This is a genomic window from Pseudomonadales bacterium (genome assembly GCA_024234165.1).
In the GTDB taxonomy this organism is placed as follows: Bacteria; Pseudomonadota; Gammaproteobacteria; order Pseudomonadales; family UBA5518; genus UBA5518.
This window is the reverse complement of record JACKOP010000001.1, coordinates 1,243,302-1,256,396: the sequence shown is the minus strand read 5'-3', so window position 1 is coordinate 1,256,396 and position 13,095 is coordinate 1,243,302. Positions and strand designations below refer to the sequence as shown.

At 65.7% G+C, this 13,095-nt stretch carries 11 protein-coding genes; 5 read left to right on the top strand and 6 right to left on the bottom strand.

Going from position 1 to position 13,095, the window contains the following annotated elements; genetic code table 11:
- Window positions 1-157: 157 nt before the first annotated feature.
- A complete protein-coding gene (locus H7A12_05390; GenBank protein MCP5320248.1) occupies window positions 158-1,681 on the top strand; it encodes a carboxylesterase/lipase family protein in 1,524 nt (507 codons plus the stop codon).
- 130 nt (window positions 1,682-1,811) lie between these two features.
- The gene (locus H7A12_05385; protein ID MCP5320247.1) at window positions 1,812-3,212 is read left to right on the top strand and encodes a wax ester/triacylglycerol synthase family O-acyltransferase; all 1,401 of its coding nucleotides are present in this window, start codon (window positions 1,812-1,814) and stop codon (window positions 3,210-3,212) included.
- A gap of 220 nt (window positions 3,213-3,432) precedes the next feature.
- Here H7A12_05385 and H7A12_05380 read toward each other — a convergent pair whose 3' ends face one another.
- From H7A12_05380 to H7A12_05370, 3 genes are read right to left on the bottom strand one after another with little or no spacing between them, the layout of a single operon-like run.
- The gene (locus H7A12_05380; GenBank protein ID MCP5320246.1) at window positions 3,433-5,112 is read right to left on the bottom strand and encodes a cbb3-type cytochrome c oxidase subunit I; all 1,680 of its coding nucleotides are present in this window, start codon (window positions 5,110-5,112) and stop codon (window positions 3,433-3,435) included.
- The gene (locus H7A12_05375; GenBank protein ID MCP5320245.1) at window positions 5,112-6,098 is read right to left on the bottom strand and encodes a c-type cytochrome; all 987 of its coding nucleotides are present in this window, start codon (window positions 6,096-6,098) and stop codon (window positions 5,112-5,114) included. Before H7A12_05375 ends, H7A12_05380 begins: the two co-directional genes overlap by 1 nt.
- Complete coding sequence (locus H7A12_05370; GenBank protein ID MCP5320244.1) at window positions 6,095-6,370, bottom strand: hypothetical protein; 276 nt, start codon at window positions 6,368-6,370, stop codon at window positions 6,095-6,097. Before H7A12_05370 ends, H7A12_05375 begins: the two co-directional genes overlap by 4 nt.
- Window positions 6,371-6,489: 119 nt before the next feature.
- Here H7A12_05370 and H7A12_05365 point away from each other — a divergent pair, with 119 nt between their 5' ends.
- Window positions 6,490-6,894 (top strand): Rrf2 family transcriptional regulator, encoded by a 405-nt coding sequence (locus H7A12_05365; GenBank protein ID MCP5320243.1) that lies wholly within the window; start codon window positions 6,490-6,492, stop codon window positions 6,892-6,894.
- On the opposite strand, the gene H7A12_05360 is transcribed toward H7A12_05365, so the two are convergent.
- From H7A12_05360 to H7A12_05350, 3 genes are read right to left on the bottom strand one after another with little or no spacing between them, the layout of a single operon-like run.
- Window positions 6,895-8,004: an NAD-dependent dehydratase gene (locus H7A12_05360; protein ID MCP5320242.1), complete on the bottom strand. Its 1,110-nt coding sequence runs from the start codon at window positions 8,002-8,004 to the stop codon at window positions 6,895-6,897.
- 15 nt (window positions 8,005-8,019) lie between these two features.
- On the bottom strand, window positions 8,020-9,018 hold the full coding sequence (locus H7A12_05355; GenBank protein ID MCP5320241.1) for a diaminopimelate dehydrogenase: 999 nt from the start codon (window positions 9,016-9,018) through the stop codon (window positions 8,020-8,022).
- 50 nt (window positions 9,019-9,068) lie between these two features.
- Window positions 9,069-10,637, bottom strand: coding sequence for an acyl-CoA synthetase (locus tag H7A12_05350; protein MCP5320240.1), 1,569 nt, complete (start codon window positions 10,635-10,637; stop codon window positions 9,069-9,071).
- Window positions 10,638-10,868: 231 nt separating this feature from the next.
- Here H7A12_05350 and H7A12_05345 point away from each other — a divergent pair, with 231 nt between their 5' ends.
- Both H7A12_05345 and H7A12_05340 read left to right on the top strand, forming a co-directional pair.
- The gene (locus H7A12_05345) at window positions 10,869-12,440 is read left to right on the top strand and encodes a c-type cytochrome (protein ID MCP5320239.1); all 1,572 of its coding nucleotides are present in this window, start codon (window positions 10,869-10,871) and stop codon (window positions 12,438-12,440) included.
- Window positions 12,437-13,078 carry a glycosyltransferase family 2 protein gene (locus H7A12_05340; protein ID MCP5320238.1) on the top strand — a complete coding sequence of 214 codons (642 nt, stop codon included), beginning with the start codon at window positions 12,437-12,439 and terminating at the stop codon, window positions 13,076-13,078. Before H7A12_05345 ends, H7A12_05340 begins: the two co-directional genes overlap by 4 nt.
- Window positions 13,079-13,095 lie beyond the last annotated feature (17 nt).

Here is a 13,095-nt window from a genome sequence, read left to right as displayed (position 1 = left end):
GATGCGAAGGCGTCGCCACGCAGTTTGCGGCGTTTTGCGATACCCCCTTTAGGTTCTGGTAAAGTAACGCGACGAATGTGCCGACTGCACGCAACCGCAGGCCCGGGCAATCCGGCTTGCCTCCGGGACGCAGGGCGCATGGGCTGACAAGGACTCGATGAATCCCGTAGTTACCACACGCGAAGGGCGCCTCGAAGGCGAGTTCGGCGCGCACGGCGTCAGCGTTTTCCGGGGTGTGCCGTACGCGGCCCCGCCGGTCGGTGCGCTGCGCTTGCGCGCACCGGCACCGATGCGGACATGGGCGGGCACGCGCGATGCCCGACGCTTCCGTGCACCGGCACCGCAGGATCATGGGCCGCTGCTGGACATTTCCAGTCCCGACGAGGATTGCCTCACGCTGAACGTCTGGACGCCGGCCTGTGATCGCAGGCGCCGTGCGGTCATGGTGTGGATCCACGGCGGCAGCTTCACGGTCGGCTCCGGTGCGCAGGGCGTCTACGACGGCGCGACGCTCGCTGCGCACGGCGACGTGGTCGTGGTAACGCTCAACTACCGGCTCGGCGCCATCGGCTTCTCGTTCCTGCGCGATCTGCTGGGCCCGGCGCACGAGCTCGCGTCCAACCCGGGATTGCTGGATCAGCTCGCAGCGCTTGCCTGGGTACAGCGCAACATCGATGCCTTCGGCGGTGACCCGGACAATGTCACCGTGTTTGGCGGATCTGCCGGCGCCATGTGCATCGGCAGCCTGCTGGCAGTGCCGCAGGCACGAGGGCTGTTTCGCCGCGCGATCCTGCAAAGCGGTGCGGCGCACCATGCGACCAGCTGCGACGAAGGGTCGCGCATCGCAGAGGTCCTGCTGCATCGGCTCGGCGTCGACCCGAACCGGCCAGACAAGCTCTGGAGCGTGCCTGCCGCAGCGATCGTGAAGGCACAGCGTGCCTGCCTGCGCGAGACGATCCTGCGTGGCCCGCGCAGGCGGCGGCTGCCGCAAGGAGCGATGACGCTGATTCCGGTCGGCGACGAGGAACTGCTGCCCGACGCCCCCTTCGATGCGATCGCGGCAGGAGCGGCGCGCGGCGTCGAGCTTCTGATCGGAACGAACGAAGACGAGTGGAACTACTTCCTGTTTCTCGTTGAAGCCGACAAGCAGGAGATCGACGAGGCCACGCTGGCCAAGGTCTGCGAGCAGCGTCTGCCCGGGCGTGGCAGCGAAGCGGTTGCACTGTACCGGGCAGTGCTGGGTGCCGGACTGTCGCCGGCGAGGATCTACGCGGCCATCGAGTCGGACCGCACGTTCCGGATTCCGGTGCTGCGCCTGGCCGAGGCGCAGTTGGGGCATCAGGGTACGACGTTCATGTACCGTTTCGGCTTTCACTCGCCGATGTTCGGTGGCGAAATGGGCGCGTGCCACGGGCTCGAGACGCCGTTCGTGTTCGGCACCGTCGATGGCGAGTTCGGCCGTGCGTTTTCGGGTGGTGGGGCGCAGGCCGTGGACCTGTCGCGTCGCATGCTTGCTGCGTGGGCCGCCTTTGCGCGCACCGGTGACCCGAATCATGACGGTTTGCCCGAGTGGAGGCCTTATGAGCTGTCGCGTCGCGAGACGATGCGGCTGGCGCCGCACTGCGAACTGCAGTCGGCGCCGCTCGAGGCGGTGCAGCGGTTCTGGGACGGGGTGCAGTGATTCGCGCTGCGATGGCACCACGTGCCGCATCCGGCACCGGGGACGTTGCGGTGCATCTTTTTCTTGCATGCTGTTGCAAACGGAACGAATGTAGGCGAACACAATAATCGACTGCGGACGGGGTCAGCGGATGCGACGTCTCAACAGCGTGGACAACATGTTCCTCAAGCAGGAGAACCCCGACCAGCCGCAGCACACGATCAAGGCGGTCGTGCTCGACCCGGCTGCCGCGCAGCAGCCGCTGGGCTTCGACGCGATACGTGCGGCCATTCCGGCGCTGCTGGAGCGGGTCGAGCCGCTGCGCTGGCAACTGTTGTTCCCGCCGTTGGGCATGGGGCGGCCCTGGTGGATCGAACGCTCCGGGATCGATCTCGACTATCACCTGCGACGCGCGACCGTGGCGCCACCCGGCGGTGATCACGAGCTGTGCGCGGTGATCGACGACATCGTTTCGGTCGGTCTCGATCGCGCGCGTCCCGCGTGGCAGTTGTGGTACGTCGATGGCCTCGCGGGGGGCCGGATTGCGCTGGTACTGAAGATCCATCACGCCGTCGCCGACGGACTGGCATCGGTACGGCTGATGGAAGCCATCTTCAGCTCCGATCCGAGCGAACCGTTGCCTGCGGCCCGCGGCACCCTGGTCGACGAGCAAAGGCCGGGAACGTTGAAGTGGCTCGGCATGCTCGCCGCGCACAATGCGGCGACGATCATGCGCTTTCCGAACGTGCTGCTGCGCTCGCTGCGTACGATCGGCATGATCCGCCGGCGCAACCGGGAAGGCAGGCCCGGCTTCGCGGAAGCGTTTGCTGCGCCGGCCACGCGATTCAACGAGCGGATCCGTACCGAGCGCCGGTTCGCGTACGTTACTTGCGACATGGGTGCGATCAGACGGATCAGGAGTGCGTTCGGCGTCAGCATCAACGACGTGTTCCTTGCGATATGCAGTGGCGCCATCCGCTCGTATCTGGAACTGCACGGCGAATTGCCTGCCGAGTCGCTTACCGCCGTCGTTCCGGTGGCGATCCGCCCGCCCGGGGTCGATGTGGACTGGGGAAACCAGGTGAGCACGTGGTTCGTTTCCATCGCCACCGATGTGGCGGACCCGGTCGAGCGCATCAAATGCCTGGCGGCCAACACCAGTGTGGCGCGGGCCATCCACGCCGAGCGTGATCTGTGGCTGTTCGGCGACTGGATGGACTACTGGCCGCTGTTCTGGTTCTGGGGGCGCGGCTTGCCGCTGCTGGGCGCCGTGCTGAAGCGCAGGCCAACCTACAGCATGACGGTGTCGAACGTCCCGGGTCCGAAGAACCGGCTGTACCTGGCAGGTGCTCCGATCGAGCAGTTCATATCGGTAGGGCCAATCATCTACCCGTACGGCCTGAATCTGACGGGCTGGAGCCACATGGATTCGATGGTCATCGCGATGCAGGTTTCAAGGGATCGCGTTCCCGACATCTGGGCGCTCGCTGATCGCATTCCACTGGCACTCGAGGAGCTGGAGGCTCTGGCAGCAGCCCGATCTGCGGTATGAGCAACCGCCGCGGCGCGGAGCGGACCCCGGCAACCGAGGCTTGCTGGAACCGGCCGGTCGCCGGGCTGTGTGCTGCATTGGACAGCAGTCCCGAGGGGCTGGACAGCAGTCCGATCCCGGCAGATGCGTATTGCTCGATGCGAGGGGCCTTCACGTCGGCCAGGCGCTGCTGCCCGGCATCTGGCTGACCCGACGCCGAGCTGCGCTGACGGACCACGCTCTACGACTGCAGCGCTGGCGTGAGCACGGATGACGGTCCGGTGCTCTCGTGCGTGCGCGCATCGAGCGAACGCAGGAAGCGTGCAACGAAGAACAGCGTCGTGAGCAGCAGTCCTGAATAGCCGACTCCTCCCATGATGTACGGCAGCATGGCGTTGCCTTCCTGCACGGTGCGCAGGTTGAAGCTGAGCAGGCCGAGCGTGATGATCGCACCGAAGATCCACATGAAAAGCAGCCACACGCCGGCTTCCCAGCCCTGCAGACGGCGGGCCCAGCCGAGCGGTGCGAGCGCACGGTCAGGTGTATCGATTGCGTGCTGCGTGCGTATTCCCATCGTCAGCAGATCGAACACGACCGCGCAGACGCCGACCGCGAATACCAGGCCGAACAGCGGTACCAGCAGCTTCATGGTCAGCATCGCGGGTCCGACGTCGCCACCGAACCAGTCGAGGCCGAGCGTGCGGTAGACGAACACCTGTACCGTGCCGCCGATCGCGAAGACGAAACCGAGTCCCAGTATGCCGGTGAACACCAGCCAGAAGCCGAGCTTGCCGAGGCGCTGGTCGAAGGCGTCGATCCCGCGCATCAGCGGCACGGCGTAATACGCTGCGGCAAGACCGAGCATGCCGAAGGTGCCGAACAGCGCGAGGTGAGCATGGCTGAGCGTTACCCAGGTCCCGTGCGACCACGCGTTCGTGAGCGCGAACGTCATCGTGAAGCCGAGGATGCCGGCACCGACCTGCTCGAGGACCACCGAGCCGAGCAGGAACGCAAACGCCGGCATGTTCGTGACCGGCTTGTTGTCCTGGTGGGCGTCGAGATAGACGTGCCAGAAGCAGAAGATCAGCGGCAGCGGTTCGAGCGCGCTGAACAGCGAGCCCCAGAACTGCCAGAACTCGGGCGTGCCGATCCAGAAATAATGGTGGGCGTTGCCGATCAGCCCCGACAGCCACACCAGTGAAATGCCCCAGAACACCGCATAGCCCACGGATTTCAGATCCGCGCCGAACATCAGCACGAGCAGGAAGCCGATCAGCGAGATATGGATGACTTCCCACACCCCCTCGACCCAATAGTGCACCACGTACCAGCGGAAGTATTCCTGCAGGTCGATGCGTTCGACGAAGAACATGCCGAAGATCCACACCAGCGTCAGCGCCACCACGCCGATGCCGAGTCCCCAGTGGATCTCGTTCCAGTCCTTCACGGCCGGGAATGTGCGCAGCACGACGTAGCACACGATCGCGAAGCCGATCAGGATCACGACGTCGACGATGCGACCGCCTTCGAGGTATTCCAGCCCCTCCTGCAGCCAGGGCTGTCCCGCCCACCAGCCTGCGATGCCCTGCTGCGCGAGTGCCTGCGTCACGACGTTCCAGACGACGAGCGCGATCAGCACGTAGAACAGGAGCTTGATCAGCCCGGGGGCGGCCAGTTCGCGCCCGGACAGCAGCGGCCCGACGAACAGGATCGTGCCGATGAAGCCCGACAGTATCCACAGGATGCCGAGGTTGAGGTGCTCGGCCCGTGTCACGTTGAAGTTCAGCGTGCCCGCGAGCAGCGTGGGGTCGATGTGCTGGGCGGCGAGCAGCAGGCCGAAGCCGACCTGGAAGAAGAACAGCACCGCCATCAGCATGAAGAAGCGCAGGCTGAGGCGCTGGGTCTGGTATTCGATGCGGATCATGGCTGTTCCCCTGCAAGGCTGCGGATATACGCGACGACGGCGGCGATCTGGGCTTCATCGAGCATCCCGGCGTACGAAGGCATCAGGTGCGGTGCAAAGCCGGCCACCACCCGGGCGTCCGGATCGACGATCGACTCCTTCAGGTAGGCCTCGTCCGCGCGCACCGTGCTGCCGTCGGCGAGCGCAACCCCGGAGCCGTAGAGATCGGCCCAGCCGGGGCCGACGAGCCGCTGGCTGCCGCTCGAGTGGCAGGCAAGACAGCCGGTATCACGTGCTACCTGCTCGCCGTGCGCGGCCTCGGATACTGTCGCGCCGGCCGTGCCCTGGCCGTGTGCAGCGCTTGCCGGCTGGGTCGCAGTGCTTGCGGTCTGCAGGCTGGCGGGCATCGGTTTCGCGTACGGGAAATCCAGGCCGTCGACGCGCGGTTTCGGTGGCCAGCCTTCGGTATTGATCGCCGAGGTGTACTTGAGGAAGGCGATCAGCTTGCCGATTTCGTCGTGCGACAGCGGCAGGTTCGGCATCAACGATGCGTGCGCGCTGCGACGCGCGATGCGCTCGGCGGCGGCCGGATACTTCTGCAGGTAGGCGTCGATCGAGTCGACGCCGGCTTCGGTGGCGATCGCTTCGTTGCGCAGTTGCATGGCGACGGCGCCGCTGGTCGGCCACGCTCCGGCCGAAGGCAGGAACGCTTCCAGCCAGGCAGGGCCGACCTTGCCGTAGAGTTGGGTGAGGTCCGGGCCGAAATACGCGCCGTTGCCGACGATGGTATGACATCCCATGCAGTTGTACGCCTGGAATACCCGCTTGCCGTCGACCGCCGCGTGACCGGAGTAGCTGATTGCGGACGGCAGCGTCTGCCCGCGCGTGTCGACGAACGAGGCTGCCGACAGCGCGAGGAAGATGAGCCCCATCAGGCCGAGCACGAACAGTGCGCGGCGCCGGTTCTGCCTTTCCTCGCAGGGTTTGCCCGGTGCGCAACTCATGGTGTGTCCTCCCCGCCGGCATGCGACGATTCGGCTGACTGCGCGCGCCGTGCCTGCTCGAGCGCATCGTGCTCGAACAGCGTCGTGAGCCGGCCGAGAAACGCGTAGAAGACGTAGACGGCGAGCACGAAGCCCAGCACGAAATACACCTGCCACGCCGTGTGTGACTCGGCCCAGTACTCGAAATTGCGCCAGTAGGGCCAGGACAGCGCCAGGCTCGCGCCGCTGCCGAGGACCGCGAGGCCGATCCGGATGATGTGTTGCGCCGCCATCTTGCCCTCCGCTTCGCGTGGCTTGCCGACCCGGCTGGACGGGCGGACTGGAAACAGGTATTTATGAGGCCAATTTAGACCGATTAATTTGCGTTGTAAATACCAATTGGGTCGATGTCATGCGCCTCGCAGCTTTTACCGACTACGGATTACAGGTTCTGATGCGGCTGGCAGGCAGTTCCGGGGAACTGCTCACCACGCTGCGTATCGCCGAGGAGGCACAGATTCCGTACAACCACCTCACCAAGGTGGTACAGGATCTCGCCCGCGGAGGCTTCGTCACCACCCAGCGCGGGGCTGGTGGTGGCATCCGTCTGGCCCGGCCGGCGCAGGACATCAGGCTGGGTGAAGTGGTGCGTTTCCTCGAGCAGCGCTACGCGCTTGCGGAATGCTTTCGTGCCGACGGCGGCAACTGCCCGCTGACGCCGAGCTGTCGGCTCAGGTCACGGCTGGCGTCAGCGCAGGAAGCGTTCCTGGCCGACCTCGACCGCAGCACGGTTGCCGATTGTGCACACGCTTCGTGATCACTCCTCGAAGGTCGCCTGACTGCGTGCCCGCCCTCCGGGGCCGCTGTAGGCCATGCCGTAACCGGGTGGCGTGTCCCACGTCGGCATCGCGAGCGTTGCGAGCGCTTGTTGCCAGCGCTCGATCAACCGGTCTTCGGCCGCGTAGTCGAAGGGATCCTGCAGCACCGCTTCGATCGAGATGCCGTTGACTGCAGGCGGTGGATTGACGGCCAGCCAGCGCGCTGTGCGCGCCACCGCTTCGGCGGGAGCCACCACATCGTCGTAGCCGAGCCGTGTGCGCAGCTTCGTGAGGTCATAGAGGCGGTGCGTGGTGGTGGGCCGTGCCATCAGCGGGCGCGCCGGTAGGGCCAACTGTGCCGGCAGGTCGATGATCTCGAATTCCCAGTCCAGCGCGCGCGCCACGTGGAAGACGACTTCGCGCAGGCTCAGCGCATGCGTGTCGGCCGCATTGAATATCTCGCCGCAGGCATTCCCGGGCTGGTCGACCGCCAGCAGCAGGGCATGCGCCATGTTCTCCGCGTATCCGTAGGCGTCCAGGCTCAGTCCGCCGTCGGGCAGGATGATATGTCGCCGCCGTTCCAGCACCCGGCGAACCACGATCCATTCGCGTGGCGCCCCCTGGTACGGTCCGTACACGTAGGGGTAGCGGAAGTGCGTGGCGTCGGGATGGTGGCGGAACACCGCTTCCTCGGTACGCACGATGCGCCAGCCTTTCTCGTCCTGGGCCGGCTCGCTGACCAGCGCAGCGTCTTCGCGCAGCGGCGCGGGCAACCCCTCCGGGCTGTGCAGGAAAGGATTCATGTAGCCCAGATAGGCGGGTCCGCCGCCGACCGAGATGAAACGCCCGACACGTCCCGCAAAGATCTCGGCGATCGCACGCAGGCGGCCATAGGTTGCGATGCACAGGTCCCAGCGTCGATCACCGATCGCCGCACTCAATGCGGCAGGGTCGTGAGGGCTCACATGGATGTGGCCTACCTCGGGAGGGATCTCGTCCACCTCGTGGCGGCCGGTATGCAGGATCTCGACCCGCCAGCCGCGTGCGAGGAGCCCGTTGACGATGAATGGACCGGTTGGGCCGGTGCCGCCAATGACCAGTGCTTGCATGCCGGGAGCCTCGTATTACAGGTAGTCTCGGCGCAGCGCATCGGCGTCGAGCGGTGACAGCAGTGCGGGCGCCACGTCCAGTACCGTCAGGGCGCCGTACTGGCCCATCCGGTGCAGGCGATACGTGGCGCGTGCGTAGGCAACCAGCACGCTGGCGGTGAATTCGGGGTTGCTGTCCAGTTGCAGGCGGTATTCGATCACCTGCCGCAAGGCCGGCGAGGTGTTGCCGCTGCGAATGACGAAGCCGCCGTGCGGCATCGCGCTGTGGTTGCGCGCCAGCTCTTCGGCGCTGATGAACGTGACGGTGGTGTCGTACTCGTCGAAGTAGTGCGGCATGGTGACGATGGCGCGGCGCACGGCATCGGCATCGGCGCCGGCCTCGAGCACTACATGACAGTCGCGCGTGTGTTTCTCCCGTGTGGTGAGCCGGGGGCGCTTGCCGCTGCGCACCTGTTCGATCGCCGCCTCGGCCGGGATCGTGTATTGCACGGCGGCTGCAACGCCCGGCACGCGCCGCAGCGCGTCGGAGTGTCCCTGGCTCAGGCCCTTGCCCCAGAAGGTGTAGGTGGCCCCATCGGGCAGCATCGCCTCGCCCATCACACGGTTGATCGAGAACAGGCCCGGATCCCAGCCGGCGGAGATCAGCGCGGTGGTATTGCCTGCGCGCGCTGCACCATCGACGGCGGCGAAGTGCTCGGGAATGCGTGCGTGCGTATCGAAGCTGTCCACGATGTTGAAGCGGGCCGCCAGCTCCGGCGACTGCGCAGGCAGATCGTCCCTGGAGCCTCCGCACAACACCAGTACATCGACCTGGCCCACGTGGGCAGGCAAGTCACGCATATGGTGTACCGGCGTGCCGGCAACCTGCGGTATCAATGTCGACGGGTCGCGCCGCGTGTAGATGCCGCTCACGCACAGGTCGGGGTTGCGCGTCACGGCGGTTTCGACACCACGCCCGAGGTTGCCGTGGCCCACGATGCCGATGCGGATGCGGGCGTCTGTTGCGGCTGTCATGCATTCATCTCCTGTCGGATGGCTCGATGGTCGAAATATGAAGCTCGCGCTCAGCCGCGTTCTGCGAGCAGATCACTGAAGCGCGTGCGCAGCTCGCGCTTGAGCAGCTTGCCGCTGGGGTTCTTCGGCAGCGCATCGACGAACACGACCGCCTTTGGCACCTTGAACTGCGCCATGTGCACGCGGCAATGCGCGATCACCTCGCTCTCCGTGAGCGTCTGGCCTGCCTTCACGACGATCACTGCGGTGACACCCTCGATCCAGTACGGGTGCGGCAGGCCGATCACCGCGACTTCCGCGACACCCGGGTGGCGGTAGATCGCCTCCTCGACTTCGCGGCTGGCGACGTTCTCGCCGCCGGTGTTGATCATGTCCTTCTTGCGGTCGACGACCGTGATGAAACCCTCGTCGTCGATCGTCGCCAGGTCGCCGCTGTGGAACCAGTCGCCGGCAAAAGCGGCCGCCGTGCGTTCCTCGTCACGAAAATACCCGCTGCACAACTGCGGCGAGCGATGCACGATCTCGCCGATCTCGCCAGGCTGTACGTCGCGCATCGCTGCGTCGACGACGCGCGTCTCGACATTCAGTACCGCGCGGCCTGCAGAGCCCGCCTTGCGCAGTTGATCCTGCGGCTTGAGTACGGTCGCCAGTGGCGCGATCTCGGTCTGGCCGTAGAAGTTCCACAGCCGCATGGCCGGCAGGCGCCGCGCAAGCTCCCGCAGTATCTCGACCGGCATGATCGCTGCACCGTAGTAGCCCTTGGCGAGCGCGGACAGATCGGCGGCATCGAATTGCGGGGAACGCAGCAGCGAGATCCAGATCGATGGCGGCGCGAAGAACGAGTTCACGCGGTGTCTCGCCAGCAGCGCGAGGATGTTGTCTGCCACCGGCCTGCCGGTGATCACGTTGGTCGCACCGACGTACACGGCCGGTCCGAGAAAAACGTCGAGCTGCGCGCAGTGGTACAGCGGCAGTGCGTGCAGCAGCAGGTCACCGGAGGCGATCTCGCCTTCGACGACGCAGCTCACGTACTCCCACATCACTGCCTCGTGCGTCAGCAGCGCGCCCTTGGGCTGCGACTCGGTGCCGCTGGTATAGATGATCTGCAGCGGCATCGATGCGTCGAGCTCGACTGCGGGTGGCGTGTCGTCGTCGGCGAGCAGTCCGTCGAAGCCGATGATGTCCGCGGGTGCTTGCGCCGGATCTTCGCCAGGTAGCCACACCAGGCGTGTAACCGCAGTATCCATGGCTGCCGCTGTGCGCCCGGGCTCGAGCATGTCCGGCCCCAGGCACAGCACGCGTGCGCCGGCGTGACGCAGGACGTATGCGATCTCGTCCGCTTTCAGCATGAAGTTGATCGGTACCAGCACCGCGCCAAGGCGTGCCAGCGCAAAGCGCAGTGCGGCGAAGGCGTGCGAGTTGCGCGAGAGGATCGCAACACGATCACCACTGCGCACGCCGATGCCGGCCAGGCCGTGTGCGAACCGGTTGACGATGCGGTCGAACTCCGCGTAACTCCAGTTCACTTCGCCGCAGATGATCGCGCTGCGCTGCGGGTTGCGCGCTGCGCTGCGACGCAGCAGATCGCCGAGGGTGTGGCGCCGGGGATGATGTGTCATCTGGGTTCACGGGTGCACTCGCAAGCCGCGATCATACCGGGGCGCAAGTCCGCGGACCACTGCGGCTTGCGGCTGCTGACGGAAGGGTTGATTGCTCCGTCCGATGGTGCGATGGTCGCCTGCAAGCGGTTGCTACGCATTGCAGTGGCCGGGTCCGGGATCAGGATTGTTGACGGTGTCGATCTGCCGTCGAGGAATTCCGCCATGAGGCTGTATTTCATTGCGATGTTCATGGTCCTGGCGGGAGTGTCGGCAGCGTCTGCGGCGCTGGATCCGGAAAAGGCCGAGAAACTGTTCATGGAGCATTGCGCGGTGTGCCACGGGGCGGATCGCGGCGGATATATCGGTCCGGCACTGAATCGTGACGAGACGAAGCTCGACCGCGGGCAGGTGACCGGCAAGATCCTTGCCGGTATCCCGCCCACGCTGATGCCGCAGCACCCGTCCTGGCCCGGCACGCTGTCGGCAAGGGAGCGCGACACGCTGGCCGAGCTGGTGACGACGCAGCCGAAGCGCGCGCTGTCCTGGGGCATCGACGACGTTCGCGGTTCGCTGCAGGTGCTCGTCCCGGACGAGTCCCGGCTGCCGACTGCGCCGCAATACCGCATCGACGACATCGACGATCTGATGGCGGTGATGTCGCGCGGCCTGCAGGCGGCTGGCGACGAGGCGAAAGTGCTTTTCTTCGACGGTCGCAGGCATCGCAAGGTCGGTGAGGTTCCCACCGGCTACGCGCCGCACCTGATGGATTTCCATCCACTCGATCCGCGCTGGGCGTATGTGCGCGACGACCTCGGCTGGGTGCACAAGGTGGATCTGTATTCGATGCAGATCGTGCGCAAGGTACGCGCCGGGCTGAACGGCACCTCGCTCGCGGTCTCGCGCGACGGGCGCTTCGTTGCCGCCGGCTCGTATGTGCCGCACACGATGGTCATCATGGATGCCGCCACGCTGGAGCCGTTGCACCTGCTCGAACTGACAGGAGTCGATCCTGACGGCAACCAGGTCGAGGCCGATGCGGGCATGATCAGCGCCACCCCGTTCGGCAACTGGTTCGTGATTGCGCTCGAGCAGGCGGGTCAGGTGTGGATCATCGACCTCGACGATCCCGCGATGCCGATCCGCAAGATCAGCAACGTGGGGCGGCACCTGCACGACGGATTCCTCTCGCCCGATGGGCGTTATCTCGTCGTGTCCTCGTACGATGACCATACCGATACGGTCATCGATCTTGCCGAGGCCCGCATCGTGCGCAAGATTCCCGCAGGCTGCAAACCGCATCTGGGGTCGGGCGCAGTGGTGCGCTCGAACGGCCGTCTGCTCGGTATCGGAACCAATATCGGTGAGGTCGACTGCCCTTTGCACGAAGTGACCGTGTTCGATATGGAAAGCTTCGACGTCGTGAAGCGGATTCCGGTCATCGGCCCGACCGAATCACCGGCTGCACATCCGGCAGCGCCGTACATCATCGTCGATATCGTGGGCACCGGCCCGAACGCAAGCAAGCTGCAGTTCATCGACAGGAACACGCTCGAGGTGACGGATACGCTGGAAGTCGCCGGTACGCTGGGGCACTCGCACTTTCCCGAGTACACCGCGCGCGGTGACTTCTTCTACGTGAGCGCGAGGTACCGGGGTGATCGCAGCCATGGCAGCGTCGGCGGCCAGCTTGCGGTCTTCGATTCGCGCACGCTGAAGCAGGTGAAGTCGATCCCGGTGCAGGTGCCGGCGGGTGTGTTCTCGCGCGTGCGGGCACGAACCGTCGTCGTCGGGCTGCAGCCACCCACACCGCAGGAACCATGAAACCCAGGTTTTCGATCGTCATCGCCGCGTATAACCGGGCACCGCTGCTGAGGCGTGCGCTGGCTTCGCTGATCGCGCAGACCGAAACGGACTGGGAAGCCTGGGTCGTCGACGACGGGAGCACGGACGGTACCGTGGCGTCGATCCACGATCAGTTGCACACGGCGCCTGCCATTCGCTGCATCCGGAGTGCACATGGGGGTGAGGCGCGGGCCAAGAACGAAGGGATCGCCCGGTGCCGCGGGGAGTTCATCACCTTCCTGGATTCCGACGACGAATACGAACCCGACCATCTGCACAGCAGGCGGCGCATTCTGGAGCAGGATCCGGGCATCGAGTTTCTGCACGGTGGCGTGAGGATCGTGGGCGACCCTTACGTGCCGGATCGCAACGACACGAGCCGGCAGATCCATCTGTCGGAATGCGTGATTGGTGGGACCTTCTTCATTCGTCGCGATGCGATGCATGCGCTCGGCGGGTTCAGGGAGATCGCGTTTGCGTGCGACGCGGAGCTGTTCGACAGGGCCGTGGCGGCGGGCCTGAGCATCGTCAGAGCCACGCGCGAGAGCTACGTCTACCACCGTGAACATGCCGATTCCATTACGCACGACGTCGGGAAGGGTCCGGAAAAGGCCTGAGCCGTGCGAAGGTATCG

Coding starts and splice junctions, on each gene's coding strand:
- H7A12_05390 (MCP5320248.1), top strand. CDS start 158: ATGAATCCCGTAGTTACCACACGCGAAGGGCGCCTCGAAGGCGAGTTC.
- H7A12_05385 (MCP5320247.1), top strand. CDS start 1,812: ATGCGACGTCTCAACAGCGTGGACAACATGTTCCTCAAGCAGGAGAAC.
- H7A12_05375 (MCP5320245.1), bottom strand. CDS start 6,098: ATGAGTTGCGCACCGGGCAAACCCTGCGAGGAAAGGCAGAACCGGCGC.
- H7A12_05370 (MCP5320244.1), bottom strand. CDS start 6,370: ATGGCGGCGCAACACATCATCCGGATCGGCCTCGCGGTCCTCGGCAGC.
- H7A12_05365 (MCP5320243.1), top strand. CDS start 6,490: ATGCGCCTCGCAGCTTTTACCGACTACGGATTACAGGTTCTGATGCGG.
- H7A12_05360 (MCP5320242.1), bottom strand. CDS start 8,004: ATGCAAGCACTGGTCATTGGCGGCACCGGCCCAACCGGTCCATTCATC.
- H7A12_05355 (MCP5320241.1), bottom strand. CDS start 9,018: ATGACAGCCGCAACAGACGCCCGCATCCGCATCGGCATCGTGGGCCAC.
- H7A12_05350 (MCP5320240.1), bottom strand. CDS start 10,637: ATGACACATCATCCCCGGCGCCACACCCTCGGCGATCTGCTGCGTCGC.
- H7A12_05345 (MCP5320239.1), top strand. CDS start 10,869: ATGGTCCTGGCGGGAGTGTCGGCAGCGTCTGCGGCGCTGGATCCGGAA.
- H7A12_05340 (MCP5320238.1), top strand. CDS start 12,437: ATGAAACCCAGGTTTTCGATCGTCATCGCCGCGTATAACCGGGCACCG.